Annotated in this window: 22 protein-coding genes and 2 pseudogenes; 5 read left to right on the top strand and 19 right to left on the bottom strand. The window is 72.6% G+C overall.

Going from position 1 to position 26,826, the window contains the following annotated elements:
* Positions 1-110 precede the first annotated feature (110 nt).
* The 3 genes from ACIA8F_RS36560 to ACIA8F_RS36550 form a co-directional block, all read right to left on the bottom strand.
* On the bottom strand, positions 111-1,505 hold the full coding sequence (locus tag ACIA8F_RS36560) for an NAD(P)/FAD-dependent oxidoreductase (RefSeq protein WP_399385348.1): 1,395 nt from the start codon (positions 1,503-1,505) through the stop codon (positions 111-113).
* On the bottom strand, positions 1,498-1,770 hold the full coding sequence (locus ACIA8F_RS36555) for a ferredoxin (protein ID WP_399385350.1): 273 nt from the start codon (positions 1,768-1,770) through the stop codon (positions 1,498-1,500). Before ACIA8F_RS36555 ends, ACIA8F_RS36560 begins: the two co-directional genes overlap by 8 nt.
* Positions 1,771-1,842: 72 nt before the next feature.
* On the bottom strand, positions 1,843-2,523 hold the full coding sequence (locus tag ACIA8F_RS36550) for a hypothetical protein (protein ID WP_399385347.1): 681 nt from the start codon (positions 2,521-2,523) through the stop codon (positions 1,843-1,845).
* A gap of 172 nt (positions 2,524-2,695) precedes the next feature.
* Here ACIA8F_RS36550 and ACIA8F_RS36545 point away from each other — a divergent pair, with 172 nt between their 5' ends.
* From ACIA8F_RS36545 to ACIA8F_RS36535, 3 genes are read left to right on the top strand one after another with little or no spacing between them, the layout of a single operon-like run.
* Positions 2,696-3,127, top strand: a complete 432-nt coding sequence (locus ACIA8F_RS36545) for a hypothetical protein (RefSeq protein ID WP_399385346.1) — start codon at positions 2,696-2,698, stop codon at positions 3,125-3,127.
* Entirely contained in the window at positions 3,121-3,372 is a 252-nt protein-coding gene (locus ACIA8F_RS36540) for a helix-turn-helix transcriptional regulator (protein ID WP_399385345.1), read from the top strand. The genes ACIA8F_RS36545 and ACIA8F_RS36540 overlap by 7 nt, the downstream gene beginning before the upstream one ends.
* A complete protein-coding gene (locus ACIA8F_RS36535) occupies positions 3,369-4,340 on the top strand; it encodes an NAD(P)-dependent alcohol dehydrogenase (RefSeq protein WP_399385344.1) in 972 nt (323 codons plus the stop codon). Before ACIA8F_RS36540 ends, ACIA8F_RS36535 begins: the two co-directional genes overlap by 4 nt.
* A 170-nt stretch (positions 4,341-4,510) precedes the next feature.
* Here the strand turns inward: ACIA8F_RS36535 and ACIA8F_RS36530 are convergent, their stop codons facing one another.
* The 7 genes from ACIA8F_RS36530 to ACIA8F_RS36500 all read right to left on the bottom strand — a co-directional run bounded on the left by ACIA8F_RS36530 (position 4,511) and on the right by ACIA8F_RS36500 (position 13,873).
* A complete protein-coding gene (locus ACIA8F_RS36530; protein ID WP_399385343.1) occupies positions 4,511-6,169 on the bottom strand; it encodes a PKD domain-containing protein in 1,659 nt (552 codons plus the stop codon).
* A 126-nt stretch (positions 6,170-6,295) separates the two neighbouring features.
* Entirely contained in the window at positions 6,296-7,303 is a 1,008-nt protein-coding gene (locus tag ACIA8F_RS36525; protein ID WP_399385342.1) for a VanW family protein, read from the bottom strand.
* A 132-nt stretch (positions 7,304-7,435) separates the two neighbouring features.
* A complete protein-coding gene (locus tag ACIA8F_RS36520; RefSeq protein WP_399385341.1) occupies positions 7,436-8,683 on the bottom strand; it encodes an MFS transporter in 1,248 nt (415 codons plus the stop codon).
* Positions 8,680-10,065, bottom strand: coding sequence for a GH1 family beta-glucosidase (locus ACIA8F_RS36515; RefSeq protein ID WP_399385340.1), 1,386 nt, complete (start codon positions 10,063-10,065; stop codon positions 8,680-8,682). The genes ACIA8F_RS36520 and ACIA8F_RS36515 overlap by 4 nt, the downstream gene beginning before the upstream one ends.
* Before the next feature lie 79 nt (positions 10,066-10,144).
* Positions 10,145-10,711, bottom strand: coding sequence for a DUF305 domain-containing protein (locus ACIA8F_RS36510; protein WP_399385339.1), 567 nt, complete (start codon positions 10,709-10,711; stop codon positions 10,145-10,147).
* Complete coding sequence (locus tag ACIA8F_RS36505; RefSeq protein ID WP_399385338.1) at positions 10,687-12,057, bottom strand: DUF1996 domain-containing protein; 1,371 nt, start codon at positions 12,055-12,057, stop codon at positions 10,687-10,689. The genes ACIA8F_RS36510 and ACIA8F_RS36505 overlap by 25 nt, the downstream gene beginning before the upstream one ends.
* A 97-nt stretch (positions 12,058-12,154) precedes the next feature.
* Positions 12,155-13,873 carry a discoidin domain-containing protein gene (locus ACIA8F_RS36500; protein ID WP_399385337.1) on the bottom strand — a complete coding sequence of 573 codons (1,719 nt, stop codon included), beginning with the start codon at positions 13,871-13,873 and terminating at the stop codon, positions 12,155-12,157.
* Between the two features lie 365 nt (positions 13,874-14,238).
* Here ACIA8F_RS36500 and ACIA8F_RS36495 point away from each other — a divergent pair, with 365 nt between their 5' ends.
* Entirely contained in the window at positions 14,239-15,231 is a 993-nt protein-coding gene (locus tag ACIA8F_RS36495) for a LacI family DNA-binding transcriptional regulator (protein WP_399385336.1), read from the top strand.
* 12 nt (positions 15,232-15,243) lie between these two features.
* On the opposite strand, the gene ACIA8F_RS36490 is transcribed toward ACIA8F_RS36495, so the two are convergent.
* From ACIA8F_RS36490 to ACIA8F_RS36450, 9 genes and pseudogenes are all read right to left on the bottom strand, one after another.
* Positions 15,244-16,083, bottom strand: a complete 840-nt coding sequence (locus tag ACIA8F_RS36490; protein ID WP_399385335.1) for a PaaX family transcriptional regulator C-terminal domain-containing protein — start codon at positions 16,081-16,083, stop codon at positions 15,244-15,246.
* Between the two features lie 63 nt (positions 16,084-16,146).
* Positions 16,147-16,890: an Asp/Glu racemase gene (locus ACIA8F_RS36485; protein WP_399385349.1), complete on the bottom strand. Its 744-nt coding sequence runs from the start codon at positions 16,888-16,890 to the stop codon at positions 16,147-16,149.
* A 171-nt stretch (positions 16,891-17,061) separates the two neighbouring features.
* Positions 17,062-17,976 (bottom strand): fumarylacetoacetate hydrolase family protein, encoded by a 915-nt coding sequence (locus tag ACIA8F_RS36480; protein ID WP_399385334.1) that lies wholly within the window; start codon positions 17,974-17,976, stop codon positions 17,062-17,064.
* Between the two features lie 114 nt (positions 17,977-18,090).
* Positions 18,091-19,203 carry a cupin domain-containing protein gene (locus ACIA8F_RS36475; protein WP_399385333.1) on the bottom strand — a complete coding sequence of 371 codons (1,113 nt, stop codon included), beginning with the start codon at positions 19,201-19,203 and terminating at the stop codon, positions 18,091-18,093.
* Complete coding sequence (locus ACIA8F_RS36470; RefSeq protein ID WP_399385332.1) at positions 19,200-20,273, bottom strand: carbon-nitrogen hydrolase family protein; 1,074 nt, start codon at positions 20,271-20,273, stop codon at positions 19,200-19,202. Before ACIA8F_RS36470 ends, ACIA8F_RS36475 begins: the two co-directional genes overlap by 4 nt.
* A gap of 17 nt (positions 20,274-20,290) precedes the next feature.
* The gene (locus ACIA8F_RS36465; protein WP_399385331.1) at positions 20,291-22,582 is read right to left on the bottom strand and encodes an FAD-dependent monooxygenase; all 2,292 of its coding nucleotides are present in this window, start codon (positions 22,580-22,582) and stop codon (positions 20,291-20,293) included.
* Positions 22,573-22,926: pseudogene (locus tag ACIA8F_RS36460) on the bottom strand (acyl-CoA thioesterase); the annotation flags it as partial. The pseudogene ACIA8F_RS36460 and the gene ACIA8F_RS36465, both read right to left, overlap by 10 nt.
* A 183-nt stretch (positions 22,927-23,109) precedes the next feature.
* Positions 23,110-24,738, bottom strand: a pseudogene (locus tag ACIA8F_RS36455) (AMP-binding protein); the annotation flags it as partial.
* Positions 24,739-24,912: 174 nt separating this feature from the next.
* Positions 24,913-25,443, bottom strand: a complete 531-nt coding sequence (locus tag ACIA8F_RS36450) for an ATP-binding protein (RefSeq protein WP_399385330.1) — start codon at positions 25,441-25,443, stop codon at positions 24,913-24,915.
* A 277-nt stretch (positions 25,444-25,720) separates the two neighbouring features.
* Here ACIA8F_RS36450 and ACIA8F_RS36445 point away from each other — a divergent pair, with 277 nt between their 5' ends.
* A complete protein-coding gene (locus tag ACIA8F_RS36445; RefSeq protein ID WP_399385329.1) occupies positions 25,721-26,680 on the top strand; it encodes an alpha/beta hydrolase fold domain-containing protein in 960 nt (319 codons plus the stop codon).
* The last annotated feature ends 146 nt before the right edge of the window (positions 26,681-26,826 follow it).

The following is a 26,826-nucleotide window of genomic DNA, read 5'->3' as shown; positions in this document are numbered from 1 at the left end:
GATCGACGTGCTCTGGGCGATGCTGCGTGACAAAAGGCTCTTCACCTCCGCCCCACCAGTCACGCAGGCGGCTTGACACGATCATTGAGATTCCTCCGGGAACGTGCGGGTCAGTGCCCGGCGGGGGTGAAGGTGGCGATCCGGCGGTCTGCCGGCGAGTACCCGCTGAGGGTGATGGTCGGGCCGTGCGTCGGCACCGAGGGGTCCGGGAAGTCGGCCGGGATCGGCCGCTGCCCGTCGGGGCGGCGGTCCACCGTGGTGAACGGGGGCGGGAACGGCGCCGTGCACTCGATCTGCTTCTCGTAGAACTGCAGCCAGCGCCCGTTGTCGAAGGTGACGGCCCCGATGATCCGGCCCTGGTAGCCGTAGACCCCGGTGAAGCGGCGCTCGGCCCGCGACCCCTGGGTGATCATGATCTCGGTGCCCATGGACGGGACGCCGACGGACTTGATGTTCACCCCGAACTGGGAGGACCAGAACGCCGGCACCCACAGGTGCGGGCGGCGGTCGGTGCTCTCGCTCATCATGTTGTGCGCGGCGGTCTCGGCCTGCGCCACGGCGTTGCCCCAGTGCTCCAGGGAGAGGAACTGGTAGCCGAACAGCGCGTGCGGGGAGCGGGCGACGTCGCCCGCCACGTAGATGTCGTCGGTGACGATCCCGCGCAGGTCGAAGGCCCGGCAGCCGGCGTCGCAGGCGATGCCGCGCGGACCCGCCCCGAGTCCGGAGCCCATCAGCCACTCGGTGTTGCGCTGGGCGCCGAGCCCGACGACCACCACGTCGCATTCCAGCGTGGTGCCGTCGGAGAGGTGCGCGGCGCGCACCCGGCCGGTGGAGTCGCCCTCCAGGGCGGTCACCGAGATGCCGGTCCGCAGGTCCACGCCGTTCTCCCGGTGGAGCTCGGCGGCCACGGCCCCGATCACCCCGCCCAGGGCGCCGACCAGGGGGCCGTTGCCGCGTTCGGCGACGGTGACCTCCAGTCCGCGTTCGCGGCAGGCCGAGGCGATCTCGGAGCCGGTGAACCCGGCGCCGATGACCAGGACCCGGCGCGGTCCCGCGGCCAGGGCACGGGCCAGGCCCGCCCCGTCCTCGCGGGTGCGCAGGGTGAAGACTCCGCCGAGCTCGCCCTCGGCCTCGTTCGGCCAGGGCCGCGCGCGGACCCCGGTCGCGATCAGGAGCCGGTCGTACGGGACCTCCTCGCCGTCGGCGAGCTTGACCGTACGGGCCGCCATGTCGAGGCCGGTGGCCGCGACGCCGAGGCGCCATTCCGCGTCGATGTCGCGCCGCCGGGGGAGCAGGGTGCGTTCGGCGTCGGCCTTCCCCAGCAGCACCTGCTTGGAGAGCGGGGGCCGGTCGTACGGTTCGTGGGGCTCGTCGCCGATCAGGGTCAGCGTGCCGGCGAAGCCCTTCTCGCGGATGACCTCGGCGGCGCGCAGGCCGGCCAGCGAGGCGCCGGCGACCACGATCCGGCCGGAGCGCTTGAGCTGGTCCAGGGCGGTGTCAGCCATCGGAGGCCTCCCCTCCGGAGCCGGAGCCGGAACTGGCACCGGAGCGGGCGGGGGCGGGGGCGGTGGCGGCCAGGTCCAGATCGTCCACGAGGATCGCCTGCACGGGGCAGGCGGCCGCGGCCTGGGCCACGCGCTCGCGCTGGGCGTCCTCGGCCTGCGGATCGTAGAGGAGCCCTTCGTCCCCGTGCATCGCGAAGACGTCGGGGGCGAGGAAGGCGCACTGTGCGTATCCCTGGCACCGGTTGAGATCGACGACGAGCCTCAGCAAGGTGTGGTCCTTTCGGCGCCCCCCTGGGCTTTCCGAACCAGCGTGCGCGCGCTGGTGCTAAGGAGCGCGTCAGGTACCGCCATCGGAGTGGTGTGCGCTCGCCCCTCGGCGGGCGGGCCGGCGGCGGCCCCGGCCCGAGCGCAGGATGTACGCGCTCACGAGCAGGGCCCATGCCGGGAAGACCAGCTCGGACCAGGGCAGGGAGGAGCCGGCCACCAGCAGCACCAGACCGGCGAGGTACCCGGTCAGGGCCAGCGGGCGCGGGAAGACCCCGAGCCGCCGGCCGATCGTGGAGGTCGCGAACACGAACACGGCGGCCATCCGCATCCCGTAGGTGGTCAGCAGCGTGTAGGCGAAGTGGCGGCCGAACTCCTGGGGCGCGTCGGCGTCCAGCACCGTCCCCGCGGCCGCGGCGGCGCCGAAGAGGCTGGCGACGAAGACCAGCCCGCTGCCCAGGAAGACCGTGGTGACGAACCGGTCCTCCGCTTCGCCGGAGTGCTCGCGCAGCGCGCCCATGAACCACAGGAAGGCGATGCCGGCGAAGGGTACGAGCTCCAGCGCTGTGGTGACCGCGTCCCGCTGCCCCGGAGTGACCTCGAGGTCGGCCGCGCCGCCTCCCTCCGGCAGGCCGATCCGGGCCAGCACGATCGCCGCCGCCATGAGGACGGCGAAGAGGACCCCCGCGAGCCCCGCCGCCCTGGGGGTGCTCAGGCTCTGTGCCGGGGGCGTCCCCGGTGCTTCTGGTCTCATTCGTCCAGCAAGCCCGGGGTACGGCCGTGATGCCAGCGGGGCCGCGCGCCCGGGTGACACGAGGCCCGGACGGGACCCCTGTCAGTCGAATGTAAGAAATGATTGACACAAGGTATGGATTCTTTTACCTTCGTGATGTCAAAGTTCTTCTACATGGGAGCGGGTGCGGGCCGTGGCCTTCGAAGAGAAGCGCGCATGGATCATGGGGGTGGTCGCGATCGTCGGGTACGCGGTCTACCTGGCCCTCGTCCTCGGCCGGTCCGGCGGCGGGGTCCCCCTGACATCGGTCCCCTACGTCTCCGCGCTGCTCTGGACGGTCGGGGGCGCCATCGCCGGCGCGATCCTGCTCAACATCGCGGTGGCGGTGGCCAAGCCCGGCGAGGCCGACGTCAAGGACCAGCGGGACAAGGAGATCGGCCGCCTCGGCGAGCACGCCGGGCAGTCCTTCCTCGTCATCGGCGCCGTGACCGCGCTGATCCTGTCGATGGCCGGCGCGGACCGCTTCTGGATCTCGAACGCCCTCTACCTGGGCTTCGTCCTCTCGGCGGTGCTCGGTTCGGCCGTCAAGCTCGCCGCCTACCGCTGGGGGTTCCAGTCGTGGTGAAGCCGACCGGCATCACGAACCGGATCAGGACCCTGCGCTTCGCGTGCGGCGAGATGACCCAGGCCGAGCTGGCGGAGCGCATCGGGGTGACCCGGCAGACCGTCATCGCCATCGAGAAGGGCCGCTACTCGCCCTCGCTGGAGACGGCCTTCAGGATCGCCCGGGTCTTCGCGGTACCGCTCGAACAGGTCTTCCAGTACGGAAACGGTGCGGACGAGGCAGACGAGGAAGGGACGGCGCCGTGAAGGCGATCGTGCAGAACGCGTACGGCTCCAGCGAGGTGCTGGAGCTCCGCGACGTCGAGACGCCGGGACCGGGCCCGGGGGAGGTGCTCATAGCCGTCCGGGCCGCCGCCCTGGACGCGGGCGTATGGCACCTGATGACCGGCAAGCCCTACCTGCTGCGGCTCCTCGGATACGGGCTGCGTGCACCCAAGGTGCCCGTGCGCGGCCGTGAGGTCTCCGGGCGGGTCGAGGCGGTCGGCGAGGGGGTGAGCGGCTTCGGGGTGGGCGACGAGGTGTTCGGCATCTGCGAGGGCTCCTTCGCGCAGTACGCGACCGCCCGGCAGGACAAGCTGGCGCACAGGCCCGCGGGACTGCCCCTGGCCGAGGCGGCCGCCCTCCCGATCTCCGGCCTCACCGCCCTCCAGGCGCTGCGCGACGCGGGGCGCGTACGGCCGGGGCAGCGGGTCCTGGTCATCGGGGCCGCGGGCGGGGTCGGCACCTTCGCGGTCCAGCTGGCGAAGGCGTACGGGGCGCACGTCACGGGAGTGTGCAGCACCGCGAAGACCGGGCTGGTGCGGGAACTCGGCGCGGACGAGGTCATCGACTACACCCGCGAGGAGTTCGCGGACGGCGTCCGCCGCTACGACCTCATCCTGGACACCGCCGGTAACCGGGCCCTGTCCCACCTCCGGCGCGCCCTGACCCCGCGCGGAACGCTCGTGATCGTCGGCGGCGAGGGCGGCGGCCCCTGGCTGGGCGGCATGGGCCGGATCCTGTGGGCGGCCCTGCTGAACCCCTTCGTCCGTCAGGGCCTGAAGGGCTTCGTCGCCGCGGAACGGCAGGCCGACCTGAAGATCCTGGGGCGGCACGTCGGCGACGGCACCCTGTCCCCGGCCGTCCACCTCACCTGCCGCCTCGCCGAGGCCCCGGACGCCATCGACCGGCTCCACCGGGGCGAGGTGCGCGGCAAGATCCTGATCGTGCCGTGACCCGGTGACCCGCCGGGCACGAGCCCGGCGGAGGCCGCCGCCAAGGCGGCGGAGACGATGCATCGGTGATGGCGCAGGGGCCCCCTTGCGTGTCGTGTGTGGTGTGGCGTGTGGCGCGGCCGCCCCGGGAACGGCCCGGCGGCCGTTCCCGGAGCGGCGGCGCACGCAGATCAGTTCGTCTCGTAGTAGCCGAAGATGTCGACGATCAGGTCTGCGGGCTCCCAGCCCTGGTTCCAGAAGTCGACGATGCCGTTGGCCCCCGAGCCCGCCTGCGCGAGGTTCGGGACGGTCGCGGCCTTGGTCCAGTTCAAGGTCGAGGAGACGGGCCTCTCGGGCCAGATGTTGGTGCCGTTCTCGTAGTCGGCCACCGAGTTCGGGTCCGGAGCGACCGAGAGGAAGCCGGGGCCGCGCGTGTTGGTGACCGTGGTGTTCAGGACGTAGCCGGAAATGCCGGGCTCGTCCGGGGAGAACGGGAAGGCGTAGTAGCCGCGTGCGGGGACCGGGCCGTCGGAGTTCGCGGCACGGGTGTCGACGGCACGGCCCGGCTCGTCGAGCGTCATGAGGGAACCGGAGCTGTCCGTGCTGTAGTTGCCGACCATGTCGACGACGACGTCGGCGGGCTGCCAGGATCCGTTGCGGATGGTCACCGATCCGTCGGCGGCGACCGGGACGATCACCGAGTTGGCGATCGTCTGCCCGCCGAGGAAGTTCAGGTTCGAGGTGGTGGGCGCCGGCTGGTCGCCCGGGTAGGCCGTCAGGTGACCGGCGTCGCGCGGGTTGGTGACGGTCACGTTGAGCGCGACGGCCGTGTACTGACCCCGCGGGAACTGGATCGTGAAGGATCCCTGGCCCGCCACCTGCCCCCGCTTGCCGCCCCGCCCCAGGCCCTCGCGGGTGTCGACGATGCGCACGGGAGCGCTCGGCGTGTAGCCACTGGCCTGCGTCCGGCTGAAGTAGCCGGTGACGTCCGCGATCAGGTCGATCGAGTCCCAGCCCCCGTTGTACAGCTCCACGAAGCCGTCCTTGCCGACCGGAACGATCACCAGGTTCGGCACCGTCTGGCCGGGGGCGAAGTTGAGGTTCGACGTGGCCGGCCGCTCGCGGCCCGAGGCGAAGGCGATCACGTGGCCGCCGCTGCGGGCATTGGTGACGGTCACGTTCAGGGCCACCGCGGTGACTCCGGCCGGGATCTTGCCGTTTCCGGCCACCTTCACGCGGACGCCCTTGTACGCGGGCACCTTGGCCGCCGTGCCACCGATGCCGTTGCGGGTGTCCAGCAGGCGGGTCGGCCCGTACGGGGTGAAGTCCGAGCCCACGGCCAGCAGCGGCAGCTCGTTGACGATCCGGGCCTGGTTCACGGGGTCGCTCACCGAGACCGTGACCTGGTGCTCACCGGCCTCCGCGTAGACGTGGTCGGTGGTCAGCACCTCGTCGCCGAAGGCGTCGGCTTGGTCGGAGGTCCCGTCGCCCCAGTCGATGACGACGTTGAGCGAGACGTCCGCGCTCCCGATGGTGGTGACCAGCCGGAACCCGTGTGCCGAGGTGGCCTCGGCACCCAGGACGAGGGACAGGCCCGGGTTCCCGTCGGCGCCCTGCGGAGCCGAGGCCCTGGCCCCGGAGCCGCGCAGCGTCGACCGCACCGCCTTGCCGGCCGGACTGGCGAACTTCCGGGCTTCGGCCCGCCCTGCCTTCTTCACGTCGAAGCCCGGCTGGATCAGCCCCTGGGCGCCCGGCGGCACCGGATCGGCGGCGTTCGCCGCACCCGGTACGAAACCCACTCCGGCCGCGGCGATGGCGACGGCTGACACTACGAGTCGGCGATTGCGCACCGGCCCCCCTTTTTCTGCTGCTGTGCACGCCTTCGATCTTGTCGGGGGGTTTGACTCGCGACCGGGCTCGGGGGTTGTAGGGATCCGCAGACGAATTTTGGGCTCGGGGGCCGCAGGTGCTCAGGCTCAGGCCGAAGGGGAGGCCGAGGCTGCGGGGGAGACGGGGGCGGGGGCGGAAGGCGCGGATGCCGGGCCGGACTCGGCAGGCCTCGTTCCCGTGCCCGTGCCCGTGGACGGGGTCGGGGCCGGGGTCGGTGTGCCGGGCGTGGCCGTGGGGGACTCCGGGGCGCAGACGATCTCGTCGCGCGGGGTGTAGTGCGTACGGAACGTCTCGCGGCCGACCTCGTGGCCGCCCCGGACGAAGACGCGGTCGACGGAGACGTCGAAGCCTTCCAGCGGGGTCTGCGGCTCGCAGGTGGGGCCGGTGACGGTGCGCTTCACCGGCGGCGTGATGTGGGTGCGGGGGCCCTTGGTCGCGCGGACCTCGTCGTACTGCTTCGTGCCGAGCAGGGTGATGGTCACCGAGTTGGCGGTGGACGAGGCCCGGACGGTCACGGGGTGCCCCGAGTCGTTCTGCCAGCGCAGGTCGAGGGTGCCCCAGGCGACGGTGGCCTCGCGGCCCTCCGGGTAGCGCTCGATGTAGAAGGAGTGCGCCCCGTGCTCCACCGGCTTCAGGCCCGCGAAGAACATGGCGTTGTACATGGTCGTCGCGACCGCGGAAACCCCGCCGCCGGGGGACTTCACGTAGCGGCCGTCGTTGATCATGATGCCGTCGACGAAGCCGTTCTCCAGGGTCCGCTCGCCCACCGCCTTGTTGAAGCTCCAGATGTCGCCCTGCTCGACGACGGCTCCGTTGATCAGTTCCACGGCGCGCGCGATGTTGTGCGTGCGGTAGGGGGCGGCGGGATAGGCGACGGTGAAGGTGGAGAGGACCTGCTGCCCGGCCGGTGCCGGGGTGGCGGCCCTGTCGGCTGCCGTGGGCGCTGCCGTGGGTGTGGCCGTCCTGTCGGGGCCGGGCGTTCCCAGGGCTGCCGCGGAGCCGGCGGTGATGCCGCCGAGGCCGAGTACGGCGGCCGTACCGGCCGATATCAGGGCGATCCGCGTGGTGGCCTTGCGGCCGTGGGCGCGTCGCATGTCTCTCCCTGTCGCTTCGGAATCCGAACCATACGAGTCTGGTCTAAATCGGACCAAAAGGGTGAGAAATGTGCCAGGGCTCACGTGGACGGGCCCCGGTGCCTTGGTACGCCCACGGACGCCCGCGGAGGTCTACGCGACCGAGCGGATGCGCCTGACCAGCAGCGATCCCGCCAGGGCCAGGGCTCCCGCCAGTGCGTACAGGGCCGTGTACCCGCCGAGGTGGGTGACGACCGGGGCCGCGATCACCGGGGCCAGGACCTGCGGCAGCGCATTGGCGATGTTGATCACGCCCAGGTCCCTGCCCCGGTCCTCGGCGGTCGGCAGCACGTCCGTGAGCAGGGCGAAGTCCACCGCCGTGTACACGCCGAAACCGAGGCCCAGGATCAGCGAGGCGACGACCGCGCCGGTCCAGGTCTGCCAGACGGCGAGCAGCAGCGTGGCCGCGGCGATGACCAGCCCCGACCGGATGACGTAGGACTTCCGGCGGCCGCTGCGGTCGGAGCGGACGCCGCTGATCACCACCGTGGAGAGCAGGGTGAGTGCGTTGAGCGCGGTGAGGACCAGGACGCCGGTGTCGGCGTCGCCCCGGTAGTGCACCGCGTCGGTCAGGTAGTACAGCAGGTACATCGTGCTGATCGAGTACGAGAGGTTCATCAGGAACCGGGTCAGCCAGGCCCAGCCGAAATCGGGATGGCGGCGCGGGTCGATCCAGAAGCCGGTCAGGAAACCGCGCCAGCGGAAGGCCGGCCGGGCAGCGGGGGCGAGCACCGAATCCCGCCGCATCAGCACGTACGGCACGGCCGCGAGCACCGAGAAGGCCGCGCAGGCCAGGTAGCCGGCGGTGATCCCGCCCGCGACCGTGGCCAGCGCGGTGCCCACCAGGATCCCGATGACCTGGGAGACGCCGAGCCAGCCGCCGACCAGCCCGCGCTGCCGGGCCGGGACCTGGTCGGGGACGGCCGCGGTGAGCGCGGCGAAGGCGGCGTTCAGGGCGAGCTGCACCAGGCACCAGCCCGCGATCACCACCGCGACGCTCTGCGCCAGCCCGAGCACCACCAGGCCGGCCGCCCCGCCCGTCACCCCGGCGACCACCCAGGGGATGCGGCGGCCCGCACGCGCCGTCGTACGGTCCGACAGCGCTCCGAAGACGGGATTGGCGACCATCGAGACGGCTGCTCCCAGCCCCGTCACCAGGGCGAGCGTGGAGGCCTTGTGGTCCGGGGCGAGGTGCTCGGCCTGGCGGGCCAGCAGCAGCTGGAGCGGGCCGAACCAGCCGACCCACACCCCGAGGTTGGCGAGGGACAGCGCGCTCACCCACCGGCCGCCGGGCGGTGTGCCGGTCTCCTCCTCCGTCGCGGCCTTCGGCCCGGCGGTCACCTGCCGCTCTTGATCAGGTCGCGGTACCAGGCATACGACTCCTTGGGGGTCCGGGCCAGGGTCTCGTAGTCGACGTGGACCAGGCCGAACCGCTGGCGGTAGCCCTCCGCCCATTCGAAGTTGTCCAGGATCGACCAGATGAAGTAGCCGCGGACGTCGGCCCCTTCGGCCATCGCCTCGTGCAGGGCGCGCACGTGCCCCTCGTGGTAGGCGATCCGGCGGGCGTCCTCGATCCGGCCCGTCCCCGGGTCCGGCCCGTCCCCGTACGAGCAGCCGTTCTCGGTGATGTACAGCGGCGGCAGCCGGTCGCCGTAGCGCTCGCGCAGGGTGGCGAGCAGTTCGCGCAGCCCGTCCGGCACCACCGGCCAGTCGAAGTCGGTGCGCTCGTACCCCTCGATCTCGCGGATGCCGAAGGGGAGCCCGGAGGGGATCTCGATCCCGCCGAAGGCGGAGGCGGCGGCCGGGACGGGGGCGCCGACGAGCATCGGGTTGTAGTAGTTGACCCCGTACCAGTCCAGCGGAGCCGAGATCGCCCTGAGGTCCTCGGCCACCGGTCCGGGCAGCAGGGACTCCAGGCCGTCCGGGTAGGCGCCGGTCAGGATCGGATCGGCGAACAGGCGGTTGGTGAGGGTGTCGTACAGCGCGGCGGCGGCCCGGTCCTCCTCGCTCTCGCCGGCGGTCCACACCGGGCTGTGCGAGGCGGCTATGCCGATGTGGCGGGCACCGGCCGCGCGCAGGGCCTGTACGCCCAAGCCGTGGGCCAGGAGCTGGTGGTGGGCGGCCGGCAGGGCGTCGAAGACGAGCTGCTTGCCCGGGGCGTGCTCGCCGAGACCGTACCCCAGGAGGGTCACCTCGGCGGGCTCGTTGATGGTGATCCACATGGGCACGCGGTCGGCGAGCCGCTCCGCGACCACCGAGGCGTACGCCGCGAACCGCTCGGCGGTGTCGCGCTCCAGCCAGCCGCCCCGCTCCTCCAGGGCGAGCGGGGTGTCCCAGTGGAAGAGCGTGGGCACCGGATCGATCCCCGCGGCGCACAGCTCGTCGACGAGCCGGTCGTAGAAGTCCAGCCCCGCCCGGTTGACCGCCCCGTGCCCGTCGGGCATGACCCGGGACCAGGAGACGGAGAACCGGTAGGCATCCACGCCCAGTCCGCCCATCAGGGCCACGTCCTCGCGGTAGCGGCGGTAGTGGTCGGTGGCCACCTCCGCGTGCGAGCCGTCCTTGACGCGCCCCGCCTCCCGGGTGAAGGCGTCCCAGGAGGAGGGCCCCCGGCCGTCGGCGGTGGGGGAGCCCTCGATCTGGAACGCGGAGGCGGAGACCCCCCACCGGAAACCGGCCGGGAAACGCGGAACGGGCGGCGCGGGCGGTACGGACGCGGACATGCGGACTCGCTTCGGTCGGGGACGTTCACGGCACTTTCGGGTCCCCGGACCCGCCCTGTCAATGGAAAGTGAACAATTCTCAACTTTTGTCGGAGCGTGCCGCATCGAGCAGGGCCAGCTCCTGCGCACCGCCCTTCTCCAGCTCCCCGGCGAGCTCCCGCGCCTCCCCGGCCCCGCCCGAGGCGCGTTCGCCCGCGCAGAGCAGCAGGGACTGCGTGAGATGGGCGCGCAGGGTGGCGGCGAAGACCCGGTCGAACTCCTCCCCGGAGAGCGCTCCCGCCCGGCGCAGGGTGTCGGCGGACACCATGCCCGGCATGTCGTGCCCCTCGTGCGGGCGGGTGTCGGGCGCCGCGGACAAGGCCAGGAGCGCGCGGAGCCGGGCGAGTTCGGCCTCCTGCCGGTCCGCCGCCCGCTCCGCGAACCGCACCAGCGCCGGATCCCCGGCCCGCCCCGGCGCCAGGCCGGTCAGCAGCCGCGCCCGCTCGTCCATGGGGATCATCAGCTGGATCCAGGCGACGTCGGTGGCGTTGAAGGCCGCCGCCCGCGGCGTCCCGGCCACCGGCTGCGCCCCGCAGCCGGTGATCAGGAGCGCCGCGAGCAGTGCCCACACGGGCCGCCGGGTCAGAACGTACCGGCGGAGTTGCACTTGGCGCTCTGTACGACGCAGTCCTTCACGCGCTGCCCCAGGGCCGCGTCGTCCCAGGCGTTGAAGAAGTCGCCGTGGATGGAGGAGGCCATGCCCGAGGACAGCGAGAGGCCGTCCGGGCCGCCACCGGTCGGGTAGCCGATCACGAAGGAGACGGAGGGGATGGCCACCGGATAGGCGCCGCCGCACGTGCCGTTGACGGTGGTGAAGGACACGTGCGACTTGTGGTCGGGGCTGTCGAGGTGCTTGCCGTCCCAGCAGTCGGGAAAGACGAGCTGGTACACGAGCTTGGCGTTCGGCGCGCACACCGGCCAGTTGCCGTCGGTACTGCGACCGATCTCCCCGCCCTCGCCCGCGCACCAGAACTGGTTCACCGAGCCGGCCGGAGTGGGCACTTGCGACTTGGCGTTGCCCGCGATCATCCGGAACCCCCGGGGGAACGGCACCGTCGCCGAGGGGTCGGGCAGCCGGGACCCGTAGTAGACGATCATGCCCTCGGGCTCCACGGCCCTGCCGTGGTCGTAGAGGGTCGGAATCCAGTAGCTGGAGAGGTCCTTGGCCGGGGTGCAGCTCGTCGCGGTGTGCGCGGCCAGGGACTCCGCCGTGCTGAAGGCGTCCGTGCTGCGGTTGCCGAAGAAGCTGTGCATGTGGGACGCACCCGGCAGGCCCGGGGCCACGATCGGGTCGTCGGGCTTGGAGTGGCTGTAGACGCAGGTGGCGTTGAACTCCGGCACCCGGACCGCGTTCGCGGGCACCGGAGCGGGGGTCATCGCGCGGAACCCGGCCAGCTGGGCCTCCCACTTCGCCTGGTCCACCTTCACCCAGCCCGGCGAGGAACCGGCCGCGAACGAGAACCAGTTGATGTTGACGAAGTCCCCGGCCCCGCTGCTGCGCAGGACCGCGAACACCGTCTGCGGACCGGCGGGGTGGGTGGCCGCGTCGGCGGTCCGCGTCGCCCAGCTCTGCCAGCCGCCGGTGGCGGTGATGTCGAACTGCGCGAGCAGCGGGCCCGTCACGGACCCCGTGCGCAGCTCGACGGAGCCGGGTCCGCCGACCGCGGAGGCCACCCGGGCCGAGACGCTCAGCGGACCCGAGGCGCCCAGGTCCACTCCGTCGAAGCGCATCCAGTCGCCGTTGGCGAGGTACGCGGCGTTCTGCCCGCCGCCCGTGTCGCCGGTCGTCTCGACCTGGACGCCGGACTGCGCCGCGTACGACTCGGCCTGGACGAGCACCGTGTCCGCGGCCCGCGCCGGTGCGCTGGTCACCGTGGCGCCGAGACTCGCGGCCAGGACGGTGGCCAGGGTTCCCGCGAGGAGGACGTGGAGCGTGAAACGGGGTTTTCGCATGACGATTCCTTGCCTGCCGGTGTGGGTGCGGGGAGGGAGGAACGGAGGAGCGGAGGATGGGGCCTGCCCGGCGGCGGACCGGGCAGGCCCCTTCCGGTCACTGGTAGACGCGCACGTAGTCGACGAGCATCCGGGCGGGGAACGGAGTGCCGGCATCCGTCGGACCGGGCCAGTCACCGCCCACCGCGAGGTTGAGGATCATGTACGAGGGGTGGTCGAAGACCCACGGGCCGCGGGAGCGCTCCACCTGCTCCTTGTCGAGGGTGAAGACGGTCCGCCCGTCCAGGCTGTAGACGATGCCCTTGCTGTTCCAGTCGGCGGCCCACACGTGGTAGTCGTCGGAGAAGTCCGCGTCCCCGGGCAGCCTGTACGGGCTGCCGATCCCGCCGCCGCCGTTGTACGCGGGGGCGTGGACGGTGGAATACGAGGTCTTCACGTCCTTGCCGAGGACCTCCATGATGTCGACCTCGCCGTTGTACGGCCACGGCCGCCCGGTCAGGAAGTCGCCGCCCATCATCCAGAACGCCGGCCAGAGCCCGTTGCCCTTGGGCACCTTGATCCGGGCCTCGACCCGCCCGTACGTGAACTGGAACGTGGCCCCGGTGTTCATCCGCGCCGAGGTGTACTGGCAGGTGGTGCTGCCGGTCAGCGGGTCGGGCGGGCAGCCCGTACCGGGCGTGGCCTCCTTGCGGGCCTCCATGACGAGGTGACCGGCACCGTCCGTCGCCGCGTTGCGGTGGTCGGTGTAGTACTCCAGCTCGCCGTTCTGCCCGGTGCCCGGGTCCGCCCGCCACTTGGCGGGATCGGGCTTGCCGGCCGCGGGGCCGTCGAACTCGTCGCTCCACACCAGCCTCGGCGGGTTGGAGGGGTCCGGCGGGAGCGGCGGCGGAGTCACCGGCGCGCCGCCGGTGCCGTAGACCTGGAACTCCCACAGGGAGTAGCCGTACGGGGTCGCGCGCTCGGTGCCGTACATCCGCACGTACCGCCCGGAGCCCGAGACGGTCAGGGTCTGCTTGAAGCCCGTGCCCGCCGTCGTGGAGTAGACCGGGGTCCAGGCGCTGCCGTCAGAGGAGACCTGGATCTGGAAGGACTTCGCGTAGGCCGGGTCCCACTGGAGCACCACCTTGTGGATCTGCGCGCTCGCGCCGAGGTCCACGGAGATCCAGCCGGGATCCGTCCAGCCGGTGGCGGGGCTGGTCGCCCAACGGGAGGCGGGATCGCGGTCAAAGGCCCTGGCCGGGGTGCACTCCCAGCAGTTCCCGTCGGCCTGGGAGGAGGAGGCCGCGCCCGTCCTGCCGTACGAGAGGAGCACGTCGCCGCCGCCGTTGCCGGTGCCGGGGGTGCCGTAGACCTGGAACTCCCAAAGGGAGTAGCCGTATCCGGTGGCGCGCTGGGTCCCGTACATCCGCACGTAGCGGCCGGTCGCGGAGACGGTCAGGTTCTGGGTGCCGCCGGCGCCGGTGGTGGTCGCGTAGACCGTGGTCCAGTTCGCGGCGTCGTCCGAGACCTGGATCTGGAAGGCCTTGGCGTAGGCGGCCTCCCAGTTCAGGGAGACCCGGGAGATCGTGGCCGCGGACCCGAGGTCCACCTGGATCCACTGCGGGTCCGCGAAGGCGCTGGACCAGCGGGTGCCGGCGTTCCCGTCGACGGCGCTCGCCGGGCTGTAGCCGGGTTCGCTGCCGGAGACGGTGACCGGTCTGCCCTGCGACAGCAGGGTCTCGGCGGCGCCGGCGGGGGAGGCGGGGAGGGTGCTGAAGGTGAGGAGGATGAACGCGACGGCGAGGAATAAGCCGAGGCGGCGCAGCGTCGGAGGCACGGCGGCTCCTGGAAACGAGGGGGGAGAGGGAGTCGGGGACGAAGAGTGGGGGAGCGCTCCCTGAGGGGTGAGGATGGGGCGGCTCTCGAGGACTGTCAAGGTGTCCCGTCATCGGGTGGAAACACGGCCGACACCGCTTTGTCCCCTGGTGGAGCGCTCTCTCACCGCCTGCCCGGCCCGAGGTGGTCCGGGCTGACCAGGGAGGATCCCGAACACCTGACCGCCCGTCTCGGGCGGCGGAGAAAATCCTTGGAAACAGGGACTGTTGACAGTCGATCAGGCTCCGGTCCACCATCGCCGGAGAACGCTCCCCCGCGGACCGCCGGTCCGGCCCGGCGGCGCGCCGCCGAACGGAACGGGCCGGTATGAGAAGACCCACGCTGGAAGTGGTCGCCGCCCGCGCGGGCGTGTCCCGGTCGAGCGTCTCCCGTGTCGTCAACGGAGAGGCCACGGTCGCCCCCGAGATCCGCGAGGTGGTCATGCGGGCCGTCCGCGAACTGGGCTACGTGCCCAACGCCGCCGCCCGCAACCTCGTCACCCGCAGGACCCACGCGGTCGCCGTGGTCGTCTCCGACCCGCCCCAGGGCGTGGTCTCCGACGACCCCCTCTTCTCCACCGTGGTCCGCGCCGTCAGCAGGGAACTGGAGGCCGCCGGAAAACAGGTGGTGCTCATGCTCGCCGAATCCGACCGCAGCCGGGCCCGGGTCGAGGAGTACGTGGCCGGCGGACACGTGGACGGCGTCATGCTCGTCGCCCTGCACGGCACCGATCCGCTGCCCGCCGCCCTGGCCAGAACCGGCCTGCCGGTGGCCTCCTTCAACCGCACCTGCGCACCCGACGTGCCGTACGTGGAACTCGACAACGCGGCCGGCGCCGCCCTCGCCGTACGCCATCTCCTGGAACGGGGCCGGCGGCGCATCGCCACCATCACCGGACCGCTGGACCTCTTCGAGTCCCGCGAGCGCCTCGACGGCTACCGGGCCGCCCTGCGCGGCACGGGCCGGCGCTCCATCGTGGCGCTGGGCGATTTCACCCGGGCCTCCGGAGCCGAAGCCATGCGGCAGCTGCTGGAGGACGATCCGGAGCTGGACGCGGTGTTCGCGGCCAACGACCTCATGGCCATCGGCGCCCTGCGGACCCTGCGACAGGTGGGCCTGCGGGTCCCCGAGGACGTGTCCGTCGTCGGGTTCGACGACATCGAGGCCGCCGCCTACACCGTCCCCGCCCTCACGTCCGTGCGCAGCCCCATGGCCGACCAGGCCACGGCCACGGTGCGGCTGCTCCTCGGCCTGATCGAAGGCGGTTCCAGGGACCGGGTGGTCATGCCGAACGACCTCGTGGTCCGCGAGTCCTCCTGAGGGAGCGCTCCCTCAGGAGCTGCGCCCCTCGGGAGGCCCGGTCACTTCCTGGACGTGGCGCAGCCCCGGCCCCGCCAGGACCTCGTGCAGCTGCTGGAAGACCTGCCGGGCCCCCACGGCGTTCCAGTCCGCGGGAAGCAGCTCGGCGGGCAGGCCCGGGTCGAGGTAGGGCAGCCGGCGCCACTCGGTGAGCATCGGCACGTAGTTGCGGAAGGCTTCGGCGTCGTCGATGCCCTCCTGCCCGGCGAGCTTCGCGGCGACCGGTGCGTACGCGCCGGTGAAGGTGGCGTACTGGGCCTGGATCGCGGGGAAGTCCCACCAGGAGCTGACCGCCTCCGGCAGGTCGCTGAAGGCGGCGTAGTCGGCGGCGGCGAACAGGTGGACGTACTCGCTGAGCCCGAGCCGCACGAGCATGTCGCGGGCGTCCTCCAGGAGCCGGCCCGGCGCCAGCCACACGCCGGGGGCGATGTTGCCGAAGCCGAGCCAGGTCAGCCGGGTACGCAGCTGGTAGCGGTGGGAGCGCTCGGACTCCGGTACGGAGAAGACGGCCATGGCCCAGCCGTCGTCGAGGTCCGCCGGTTCGAGGCTGGCGAAGATGCGCCGGTCGCCGGCGTCGAAGACGGGGTGCACGGCCGGACTCAGCCGGTACCCGGTGGCTCCGCGGCGCTCCGGTTCCAGCACGCCCTTCTTCTTGAGCCGGGAGATGGCCGAGCGCACCGCCTGGCTCTCCACGCCGAGCTCCGACATCAGCGTGATCAGGTCGGCGACGGAGATCCAGCCGCCGCTCCCGCGCACGAAGGCCCCGTAGACCGTACTGATCAACGAGCTGGGCCTGAGGGGGCTGTCCGACATGATCACCTTCCCGTGGTGTGGGGTGGTGATCCTATCGAGGGGCGGCGGCCGGGTGGCCTCCGGTCACCCCGCGGCCGGTGCCCCCGGAGACAGGGGGGCCTGCGCGTACGCCCCGGAGAGGAGATGGCCGGCGCCCGGGGCGACGGCCGGCAGACCGAGGGCGCGCAGCATCTGATGGGCGGTGCAGACCGCCGCGGACACCACCGGCTTGCCGAGCAGCTGCTCGGCCTCCTCGATGGCGCCGAGCGAGGGCATCTGCACGCAGGCCGAGAGCACGACCGCGTCCGCGTCGGCGTAGTCCAGGGCGCGGGCCAGGCCGGGGAGCCTGGCCGGGTCGTGGGCGGCCACGTCGAGGTTGTTCGGGATCTCCAGCGCCTGGAAGTCGAGGACCTCGATGCCCTCGTGGGTGAGGTAGTCGACCACGGTCTGCGTGAGCGGGCGCATGTACGGGGCCAGCAGGGCCACCTTCCTGGCGCCCATGGTGTGCAGTCCGTGGACCAGGGCGCCCGCGCTGGTGACCACGGGGGCCGGGGCACCGTTCTCCGCGGTGCGGGCGTGCAGGCGTTCCTCGGAGGCGCGGTGGTAGCCGAGCCCCATGCTCATGATGGCGACCAGGCAGGCGTAGCCGAGCACGTCGACCCGCGCGTCCGAGAGCTCGACGGCGCACCGGTCGGAATCGGCGTCCATGGCCTTGAGCTGCTCCGGCGTCACGTGCGTCATGCGCATGCGGCTGGAGTGGAAGGTGAAGCGGTCGTCGGGTGCGGTCTCCATGCGGGCGCGCAGGATCGCGGGGACCTCGGTTTCCATCGTGACGTTGGAACTCGGGACGATCTGGCCGATGCGGTAGGTACGGGGCGGCACGGGTGCTCCTCGATGCTGTGGCGGGGTGTCGCGGGGATGTCGCAGGGGCGTCTTGGCGGGCTTCGTCGCGGGTGTCGCGGCGGTGTCGGGGCGGCTGTCGGGGAGCGCTCCCGCCGATCAGCGGGCGTCGACGACCGGGTTGGCGAGGGTGCCGATGATCTCGACGGTGGCCTCGACGGTGTCGCCCGGTACGAGGAACTCGGGCGGGACCATGCCGGCCCCGACGCCGGAGGGGGAGCCGGTGGCGATGACGTCGCCGGGCTCCAGCGTCATGCCCGAGCTGATGTCGGCGATGAGCCGGGCGATGGGGAACAGCATGTGGCGGGTGTTCGACTTCTGCTTGGTGACCCCGTTCACGCGCAGTTCGAGGTCGAGGTCCATCGGGTCGGGGACCTCGTCCGCGGTGACCACGGCCGGGCCGAAGGGCGCGTAGGAGTCCTGCCCCTTGGAGAAGAACCACTGGCCCGACCGGCGCTGGTCGCGGGCGCTGATGTCGTTGACCACGCTGTAGCCGAAGATGTGGCCGTACGCCTCCTCCTCGCTCACCCGGAACGCGGTCGTCCCGATGACCACGGCGAGCTCGCACTCCCAGTCGAGCTGCGTCGTGAGGTCGGCGTTGTGCAGGATCGGCGCCCCGGGGCCGGTGACGGCGGTGGCGGGCTTGCTGAACAGCACCGGACGCGGCGGCAGGTCCTTGTCGGTGTCCAGGCTCCTGCTGGACTCCTCCACGTGCTCCACGTAGTTCAGCCCCACCCCGATGATCTTGCCGGGGCGCAGCGGGGCGCGCAGGGTGACGTCCTCCAGACGGTGGACGGTCCCGGCGGGCCGGTCCGCGGGGTCGCCGGCCAGCAGCCGGGCGGCCGTCTCGCGGGCGGGGGCGCCGGCGCGGACGAAGGAGAGCAGGTCGGTGGGCAGTCCGACGCCCGCGTGCAAGGCGAGGGCCGCGAGGTCGTACACCAGGCCGCCGGCCAGGGCGCCCAGACGGTCGGCGGTGGCGGTCATCGGCGCGGTCGTGTACGTCACCAGTCGCATGGATGGCTCCTAGGGGAGAGGGGTGAGCGGGTGGGGGAGAGGGTGTGGCAGTGCGGGGTGCGCCGCCGCGCCGGGACCGGTGTCAGGGCCGGCGGTCCGGTGCGGCGGCGCGGCTCAGGAGGCGGGCTGGTGCCCGCCGTTGTCCGGGTACGCCTCTTCGCGGTGGAAGCCGAGGGACCGCATGACGGGGAAATCGTTGAAGGAGAACAGGCAGGCGTCCTCGGACGGGTCGAGGTTGTGGTGCTCGTGCCAGGCCCAGGACGGGACGCAGAACACGTCGCCCTGCTTCCAATCGAAGCGCTGCCCGGCGATCACCGAGACCCCGTGCCCCTTGGCCGCCGTGTAGATCACCGACCCGGTGTGACGGTGGGCCAGGGTGGCCTGGCCCGGGCGCAGGAGCTGCATGTGGGCGCTCATGGTGGGCATGACCGAGCCGCCGGTCACCGGGTTCGTGTACTCCGCGATGACCCCGTCGTACGGGGAGCCCTCGGTGGCCGAGGCCAGGCCGCGCAGGGCCTCGTAGGTCTGCTCCCAGGGGAAGGCCAGCAGCGGGGAGTAGGGGCGGGTCCACTTCTCGGAGCCGTACGGGAGCAGGTTCGCGGCGTAGGTCAGGACCGAGGAGTTCACCACCTTCCCCGGCTGCTGGTACAGCTCGGGGTGCACCTCGTAGAACCCGGCGTCCAAGGCGTTGACCAGCGGGATGTCGAGGCCGTCCTGCCAGATCACCGGGGCGTCCGTGGCGTCGTTGCCGTGCTCGTGCCAGGTGCCGTTCGGGGTGATGGCGAAGTCCCGTGGGCCGACCTTCAGCTTCTGGCCGTCCACGATCGTCCACGCCCCGGTGCCCTCGTGCACGAAGCGCAGCGCGGCGGCCTGGTGGCGGTGGGCGGTCATGGCCTCGCCGGGACCCATGATCTGCAGACCCGTGTAGAGGAGACCGGCGGCGGCACTGACGTCCCTGCGGCCGGGGTTGACCAGCATCACGACGCGGCGGCCCGCGTCGTCGGCCCGGACCAGACCGAGCGCCTTGTGCACGAGGGGCCGCAGCTCCTCGTAACGCCACAGCACGGGAACGGACTTGGGCTGTGGGTACCAGGGCTCGATGTCGTTGGCCACCGTCCACAGCGCACCCGCCTCCAGGGCTTCGAGCTCGCCGTAGTAGGCGGTGAGCTCGGGGGTGTCGCAGACCCGGGCCCGGCCGAGTGCGGTGTCGTCCTGGTCGGTGGTCATGCGTCCTCCTCGGGAGCGGCGGTGAGCGGCGGAGCGGGATGCAGCAGGGCGGGGTGCGGCAGGGCGGGGTGCGGGACCGTAAAAGTGACCGGCTGCCGGGGCCGGTTGTCCACTTCGAGGCGGAAGACGTCGAAGCGGTTGTAGTGCCCGGTGATGTCGTGCATCTGCTTGGGCTGGATGCACCGGTTCAGGTCGATCTCCGCGTAGACGATGCCTTCTACGTCGACGAGCGGCTCCGTGACCGGGCGGCCGTCGGGTCCGAAGATGCCGGACAGGGCGCTGCGCGGCCGGGCGAACAGGGCCCGGACCGCCTCGTCCTCACCGGCGACCGCGTCGACGATCTCGGGGGAGACGGTGGAACAGGCGACGACGGAGAAGACCTTGCCCTCGAAGCTGTGGGCCGCGGTCCGGACGGCGATGGCCTCGGCCATGTCGTAGTCCGTGGGTGCCACGGGCAGGGCGATGTAGCAGGCGGCGTGCACCAGTTCGCCCTGGGCCAGGAGCGTGAAACGGGCCAGGGTGTTGGTGTTCTCCCCGCACGCGAGGGCGCCGATCGGGCCGACGGGGCTCTCGTGGACGCGCAGCGAACTGCCGTCGCCACCGGTCCAGGTGAGCTTCTCCGCCCAGGTGGGCACCAGCTTGCGGTGTACGCCGAGCAGTTCGCCGTCGGGGCCGATGGTCAGCAGCGTGTTGTAGAGCACGCCCAGGCTGTGCGGGGCGCGTTCGTTGACTCCGATGACCAGCACGACCCCGTACTGGCGGGCCGCCGCGCGCAGCGTGTCCATGTGCGGGCCGGGGATGTCGACGGACGCGCGCTGCAGGCGTTCGAACCAGGGCGAGCCCTGGACCGGGTTCATCGTCCAGTTCCAGTACGGGTAGCCGGGGACGAACGCCTCGGGGAAGACGACGAGTTCGGCGCCCTTCCCCGCGGCCTCCGCGATCAGGGCGACGGCCTTGTCGACGGTGGCGGCGGGATCGAGGTAGACGGGAGCGGCCTGGACGGCGGCCGCGGTGAAACGGGGCAGCTCGTTCGGATGGCGGATGGTGTGCCGGGTCTCGCGGATGGGCATGGCTTGGGCCGTTCCGTTCAGAGGGCCGGCGCGGCGACGCGCGGCAGCCATCGCTGGTGCACCGGTGCGGCGGGCCGCCGCAGCAGTTCGAGGCGCGGCGGCACCCGGTCGGTGCGCGCGGCCGGCGGCCGGGCACTGCCGGCCCGCCAGGACCGGGCCCACGGCGCGCCCGGTCCGCGGTACCCCTGGGCCGCCGCCGCGTGCAGGGTCCACAGCGGGTCGTGGAGCTGGGCGCGGCCCACCGCGCACAGGTCCGCACGGCCCGCCAGGATCACCGAGTTCACGTCGTCGTAGGTGGAGATCGCACCGACGGCGATCGTCGCCACCCCGGTGGTATTGCGGATCAGGTCCGCGTACGGGGTCTGGTAGCTCCGGCCGAAGGACGGCCGCTCGTGGGAGACCACCTCGCCGGTCGAGACGTCGATCGCGTCGGCCCCCGCCGCCGCCAGGGCGCGCGCGATGTGCACGGCGTCGGCCTCGTCGAGTCCGCCCTCGGCCCAGTCGGCTGCCGAGACCCGGACCAGGAGGGCCTTCCCGGCCGGCCACACCGCCCGTACCGCGCCCAGCACTTCGAGTGGGAAGCGCAGCCGGTCGGCCACCGGCCCGCCGTACGCATCAGTGCGCCGGTTGGTCAGGGGGGAGAGGAACCCGGACATCAGATGGCCGTGCCCGTACTGGAGTTCCAGGACGTCGAAGCCGGCCCTGTCGGCGCGCTCGGCCGCGCGCACGAAGTCCCGTACGACCAGGTCCATATCGGCGCGGGTCGCCTCGCGCGGGACCCGGCCGTCCTGCTTCCAGGGCAGCGGGGAGGCGGCCAGGAGCGGCCCCCCGGCGGCCCGCCGGCCCGCATGGGTGAGCTGGATGCCGAGGCAGGTGTCGGACTGCCCGTGCGTGAAGGAGGCGATCCGCCGCCAGGCGGCCTCCTGCTCGTCGGTCCACAGGCCCGGGCAGCCCGCGTCGGTGCGCCCGTCGGCACTGACCGCCGTCATCCCGGCGACGACCAGGGCCGCGCCGCCCAGGGACTGGGTTCCCAGGTGGACGAGGTCGAAGTCGCCCGGGACCCCGTCGACGGCGGTGGACAGGGCGATGGGGGGCACGACGATCCGGTTGCGCAGCCGCAGGCCGCCGAGCCGGAAAGGGCGGAACATGGGCGGGACCGGCGCCGAGGCGTTGACGGCGGTGGTGAACTCCTCGTCCCTTACCCGCAGGTTGTCGAAGGTGACCCGGCGGCTGCGGGTCAGCAGGTTGAAGGCGAACTGGTGCGGGTCCTGGCCGGTGTACCGGTCGATGTTCTCGAACCACTCCAGGCTGGCCTGCGCCGCCCGCTGCGTGGACTCCACGACCGGCCTGCGCTCGTCCTCGTAGGACGCCAGCGCACCCTCCACGTCCGGGTGTTCGTGCAGGCAGGCGGCCAGCGCGAGGGCGTCCTCCATGGCCAGCTTGGTGCCGGAGCCGATGGAGAAGTGGGCGGTGTGCGCGGCGTCCCCGAGCAGCACGGTGTTGCCGTGGCGCCAGGTGCGGTTGCGCACGGTGGTGAAGCGCAGCCACTTGGAGTTGTTGGGGATGAGCCGGTGGCCGTCCAGGTGCCCGGCGAGGATCTCCTCGCAGCGCCGGATCGCCTCCTCGTCACTGGCGCCGGGACCCAGGTCCAGGCCGGGGGAGCCGTCGAAGCCGCCGCGCCGCCAGGTTTCCTCGTCCATCTCGACGATGAAGGTGGAGCGGGTGTCGTCGTACGGGTACGCGTGCACCTGGAGCGTGCCGAAGTCCCGCTCCTCGACGATGAAGGTGAAGGCCTCGAAGACCTTGTCGGTGCCCAGCCACATGTAGCGGCCCGCGCGCTCGTCGAGATCGGCGCCGAAGGTGTCGGCGTAGGCGGTCCGGGTGGCCGAGCGCACGCCGTCGCAGGCGACCACCAGGTCGTATTCCGCAGCCAGTTGCTCCGGCGGCGGAGCTTGCGTGCGGTAGCGGACGTCCACCTCCAGGGCGGCGCACCGGTCCTGGAGGATCTGCAGCAGCCGGCGGCGGCCCAGCGCGGCGAAACCGTGCCCGCCGGAGGTGAGGGTCCGGCCGCGGTGACGTACGTCGATATCGCTCCAGCGGGCGAACTGCGCCGACATCGCGGCATGGAGGGAGGGATCGGCCTGCGCGATGCCGTCGAGGGTCTCGTCGGAGAAGACCACCCCGAAGCCGAAGGTGTCGTCGGGGGAGTTGCGCTCCCAGACGGTCACCTCCCAGTGCGGGGAGATCTGCTTGGCCAGGGCGGCGAAGTACAGGCCGCCCGGCCCGCCTCCGATGACTGCTATGCGCACGGGGCGCCTCCTCGGTTGTTCTCGATCAGTTCGGGGGCCTGCCGGCCGGCCTTCGTGAGGACCTCGCGGACCTCGGCAGGCCAGGGAGCGGTCCCGGTCGCGCGGGCGGCGGAATGGGCGATGACCATGCGGCCGGTGACGGCCTGCGCCCCCTCCTCGCCGTGCACGGTGAAGGCGTAGTGGAGGGAGCTCGCGCCGACCTTGGTGACCCGCAATTCGGTCCGCACGGCCTCGCCGAACCAGAGCCGGGCCCGGTAGTCGGCCTCGAAGTGGACGCGCGGCGTGCTGCCGAACAGGTGCGACAGGCCCAGGCGGCGCAGCAGCACGGCCTCGGCCGCCTCGACCCAGCGGATCACGGTCGAGTGGTGGTAGTGGCCCGCCGCATCGGTGTCCGTCCACTCGACCCGGCGCTCGACGACGACGCTGGGCAGGTCCGGCACCCGCGCCTCGGGACACCCGGCGGCGCACCCGCCGTCGTCGGGGGCCGCGGCGGCTCCGGAGGAGGCGGCTGCGGCCGGTTCCCCTCCCCGGGCACGGAGTTCGCCGCGCCGGAGCTTGCCGGTCTCCGTACGGGGGAGCTCGGTGACGAACTCCACCGCACGCGGATACTTGAACGGGGCGATGGCCGCCTTGACGTGCTCCTGGAGCTCGCGGACGGTCTCCGGGGAGGCCGGCACGCCCGCGCGCAGGACCACGTACGCCTTGACGAGCATCCCGCGCCGTTCGTCGGGGACCCCGACGACACCGCAGTCCGCCACGTACGGGTGGTCGGCGAGGGCCTTCTCGACCTCGGGCCCCGCGATGTTGTAGCCCGAAGAGACGATCATGTCGTCGCTGCGGGCCACGTACCAGAAGTAGCCCTCGGCATCGCGGACGTAGGTGTCGCCGGTGATGTTCCAGCCGCCGCGGACGTACGTGGACTGGCGCGGGTCGTCCAGGTAGCGGCAGCCGGTGGGCCCGGTGACCGCCAGCAGGCCGGGCTGACCGTCGGGAACGGGCACCCCGTCCGCGTCCACCACCGCGGCGCGGTAGCCCGGGACGGGCCGGCCCGTGGAGCCGGGGCGGATGTCCTCGTCGGCCGCGGAGATGAACACGTGCAGCATCTCGGTGGCGCCGATGCCGTCGATGATGCGCAGCCCGGTGGCGGCGTGGAACTCCTCCCACACGGCGGCGGGCAGGGGTTCGCCCGCCGAGACGCAGCGGCGCAGTCCGGCCAGCCGGTCGGCCGCGCCCGCGGCCAGGATCGCGCGGTAGGCGGTGGGCGCGGTGAACAGGACGGTCACCCCGTGCTCGGCGACGAGGTCGGCCAGCTGCCGCGGCGTCGCCGTCTCGACGAGCAGGGTGGCGGCCCCGACCCGCAGCGGGAAGACCACCAGCCCGCCGAGGCCGAAGGTGAAGGCGAGCGGCGGGGTTCCGGTGAACACGTCGTCGGGCTGCGGCCGCAGGACGTGCCGGGAGAAGGTGTCCGCGTTGGCGAGCACGTCCCGGTGGAAGTGCAGGGTCGCCTTGGGGCGCCCGGTGGTGCCGGAGGTGAAGGCGATCAGGGCCACGTCGTCCGCGGCGGTGTCCACGGTGGTGAAGACCCCGTCCTTGGCCGCGCAGCGGACGGTGAGGTCGTCCTCGCCGGAGCCGCCGTACGCGATCACCCGCGGGGCGGTGTCCTCGGCGGAGCCGTCGGCCCGGGCCGCGGCCTGTTCGAGTTCCCCGAGGTAGCGGTCGTCGCACAGGGCGACGGCGGGGCGGCTGATCTCGCACAGGGCGGCGAGCTCGGCGGCGCGCAGCAGCGGCACGGTGGTGACGGCCACCGCGCCGGCCTTGAGCACGCCGAACCAGGCGGCGACGAGCCAGGGGTTGTTCGGACCGCGCAGGAGCACGCGGTTCCCGGGGAGCAGGCCCAGGTCCTCGGTGAGCACCTGGGCGACCTGGTTGGCACGGTGGCGCAGGTCGCCGTACGTCCAGCGCTCCTCGGCGGTGAGGAGACAGAGGCGGTCGGGTCCCCAGCGCTCGACGGCGTCGTCGAGGAGGCTGTGGGCGCAGTTGAGCCGGTCCGGGTAGTCCAACTCCGGCAGGTCGAAGTGGAGTTCGGGCCAGAGGTCGAACGGCGGAAGCCGGTCGCGGCAGAAGGTATCGGCGTGCGCCGAGGGGGAGAGCTCCATGGGGCGGCACCTCAATCAGGGAGCAGCGGGGGAGATGGGGCAAGTATCTCGATAAAATGGCGGCCGTCAATTCCTCGCCATATTTGTGTGAGGCGGATCGCTTCGCCAGGGCCCTCGCGGGCGTCTCCTCGGCGACCCCTCGTCGGCGTCTCGGCACCCCCCGGGGCGTCCCCTTCAGGCCCCTCCCGGGTCTCGACCCGCCGGTCGGGCCACCGGTACGCGCACGCGTACGGACTTGCCGAACTCGTCAGCCTGGACGCTGAGTTGGCCACCCGCCTCAGCGGCCATCAGGTGCACGATCAGCAGGCCGCGCCCGTGTTCGGCGTCCTGGTCCGGCTCGTCCCGCGGGTGCGGCAGCCGGGGCAGGGAGGGGGTGCCGTCGGCGACCTCCAGCTGGAGCCATCCCTCGCGCAGGGAGATCCGGACATGCAGGCGGCCCGCGCCGGCGGCGTGCAGGGCGACGTTCCCGACGAGCTCGCTCGCGGCCAGCAGGAGGACGTCCGCGATCTCGGCGGCGACCTCCCAGTCGTCGAGCGCCGAGCGCAGGCGGGAGCGGATCAGGGGGACGGTCGCCGCGGTGGGCTCCGCAGTCCAGCGCCCGAAGCCGTGGGCCCGGGCGGCCGGCTGGGTGGCGGGGGTGGCGGGGGCGGCGGATGCGGGAGGCCGGGTGGAGGGCTGGGCGGAGTGGGGTGTGGACGTGAGCATGACGTGCTCCCGGAGGGGAAGGCGACGACATTCGCGCGGTGGCTCGTGTAACTGCCGGGGAACTGGGGCGGCCCGTGCTCTTGTGGTCTGCGGAAACGCGTCGCTAGAGTCGTGATTACACGTGTAACACGCTAGGTCTCCTCCCCGGCCCGCGCAAGCATTTCGGACATACGTTACGAAGCCTTGTCCGTACGGCCCGCGCGGCAGGGGCGGAACCAGCAGACCCGCACCTGGACCCGTCGGCCCCCCCCGGGCCGATCAGATTGGAAGGGCCGCAATGACGCAATCGCCCCCCGCCGAGATCGATGCGCCGGACATGACCTGGCCGCCCCCGCCGTTCCGGACCCCCGTGTCCGCCGTCGTGGACGCGGACGGGGTCCGCCGCTTCGAGGGGATCACCTACGCGACCTCGCCCGGCTACCGCCCCCGGTTGCTGGACGTCCACGTACCCGCGGGTGAGGGGCCCTTCCCGGTGGTGGTCTGGATCCACGGCGGCGGCTGGCTCGACGGCGACCGGCGCTACCCGCCGCCGACCGTGCCCGTCGAGCTGCTGCACGGCTCCGTGCTGGCGGCGGGGCTGGCCCTCGTCTCGATCGACTACCGGCACAGCCTGGAGGCCCCCTTCCCGGCCCAGCTGCACGATGTGAAGGCCGCGATCCGCTACGTCCGGCGGTTCGCGTCCGTCCTGGGCGTCGACCCGGACCGGATCGGGGTCTGGGGCGAGTCCGCCGGCGGCCACTTGGCGGCCCTCGCCGGAGTCGTCGGCGCGGACACCCCGGACGCCGCGGTGCTGGAGGGTGCGCACGGAGTGGGCGCCGGTGACACCGCCGTGCGCGCCGTCGTCGACTGGTACGGGGTCTCCGACCTGGTCACCCTCTCCGAGCACCCGATGCCGGCGTTCCCGCCGCTCCCCGGCGGGGCCGAATTCCCCAACCCCTACGAAGCCCTGCTCGGCGCGTCCGTCGCCGACAGCCCGGAGCTCGCGCGGGCCGCGAGCCCGGTCACGTACGCGGTCGAGGGCTCCGAGCCGCCGCCGTTCCTGCTGGTCCACGGCACCCTGGACGGACTGGTCCCGTACAGCCAGAGCGAGGAGCTCGCCGCGGCCCTGTCGAAGGCCGGGGGCGAGGTCGTGCTGACCCCGGTGGAGGGGGCCGACCACATCTTCCTCGGCTCGCCCGACATGGACCGCATCGTCGCCGACAGCGTGGCCTTCCTCGCCCGGCACCTGGGTGCCTGAGGTCCGGTAGCCGGAGCAAGGACGACACCGGGCGGGGGGGGGGGGCCCCCCGGGCCCCCCCCCCCCCCCGGGGGGGGGCCCCGGGGGGCCCCCCCCCCCGGGGGGGGGGGGGGGGGGGGGGGCGGGGGGGGGGGGCCCCCGGGGGG

The organism is Streptomyces sp. NPDC051563, from assembly GCF_044454225.1.
Lineage (GTDB): Bacteria > Actinomycetota > Actinomycetes > Streptomycetales > Streptomycetaceae > Streptomyces.
This window is presented reverse-complemented; position numbering and strand designations above follow the sequence as displayed.

What these genes read in the sequence shown, in the direction of transcription:
- ACIA8F_RS36485 (WP_399385349.1), bottom strand. Translation starts at nt 16,890, where the DNA reads ATGGAAACCGAGGTCCCCGCGATCCTGCGCGCCCGCATGGAGACCGCA.
- ACIA8F_RS36495 (WP_399385336.1), top strand. Translation starts at nt 14,239, where the DNA reads ATGAGAAGACCCACGCTGGAAGTGGTCGCCGCCCGCGCGGGCGTGTCC.
- ACIA8F_RS36515 (WP_399385340.1), bottom strand. Translation starts at nt 10,065, where the DNA reads ATGTCCGCGTCCGTACCGCCCGCGCCGCCCGTTCCGCGTTTCCCGGCC.
- ACIA8F_RS36490 (WP_399385335.1), bottom strand. Translation starts at nt 16,083, where the DNA reads ATGTCGGACAGCCCCCTCAGGCCCAGCTCGTTGATCAGTACGGTCTAC.
- ACIA8F_RS36475 (WP_399385333.1), bottom strand. Translation starts at nt 19,203, where the DNA reads ATGACCACCGACCAGGACGACACCGCACTCGGCCGGGCCCGGGTCTGC.
- ACIA8F_RS36480 (WP_399385334.1), bottom strand. Translation starts at nt 17,976, where the DNA reads ATGCGACTGGTGACGTACACGACCGCGCCGATGACCGCCACCGCCGAC.
- ACIA8F_RS36550 (WP_399385347.1), bottom strand. Translation starts at nt 2,523, where the DNA reads ATGAGACCAGAAGCACCGGGGACGCCCCCGGCACAGAGCCTGAGCACC.
- ACIA8F_RS36470 (WP_399385332.1), bottom strand. Translation starts at nt 20,273, where the DNA reads ATGCCCATCCGCGAGACCCGGCACACCATCCGCCATCCGAACGAGCTG.
- ACIA8F_RS36445 (WP_399385329.1), top strand. Translation starts at nt 25,721, where the DNA reads ATGACGCAATCGCCCCCCGCCGAGATCGATGCGCCGGACATGACCTGG.
- ACIA8F_RS36505 (WP_399385338.1), bottom strand. Translation starts at nt 12,057, where the DNA reads ATGCGAAAACCCCGTTTCACGCTCCACGTCCTCCTCGCGGGAACCCTG.
- ACIA8F_RS36560 (WP_399385348.1), bottom strand. Translation starts at nt 1,505, where the DNA reads ATGGCTGACACCGCCCTGGACCAGCTCAAGCGCTCCGGCCGGATCGTG.
- ACIA8F_RS36525 (WP_399385342.1), bottom strand. Translation starts at nt 7,303, where the DNA reads ATGCGACGCGCCCACGGCCGCAAGGCCACCACGCGGATCGCCCTGATA.
- ACIA8F_RS36450 (WP_399385330.1), bottom strand. Translation starts at nt 25,443, where the DNA reads ATGCTCACGTCCACACCCCACTCCGCCCAGCCCTCCACCCGGCCTCCC.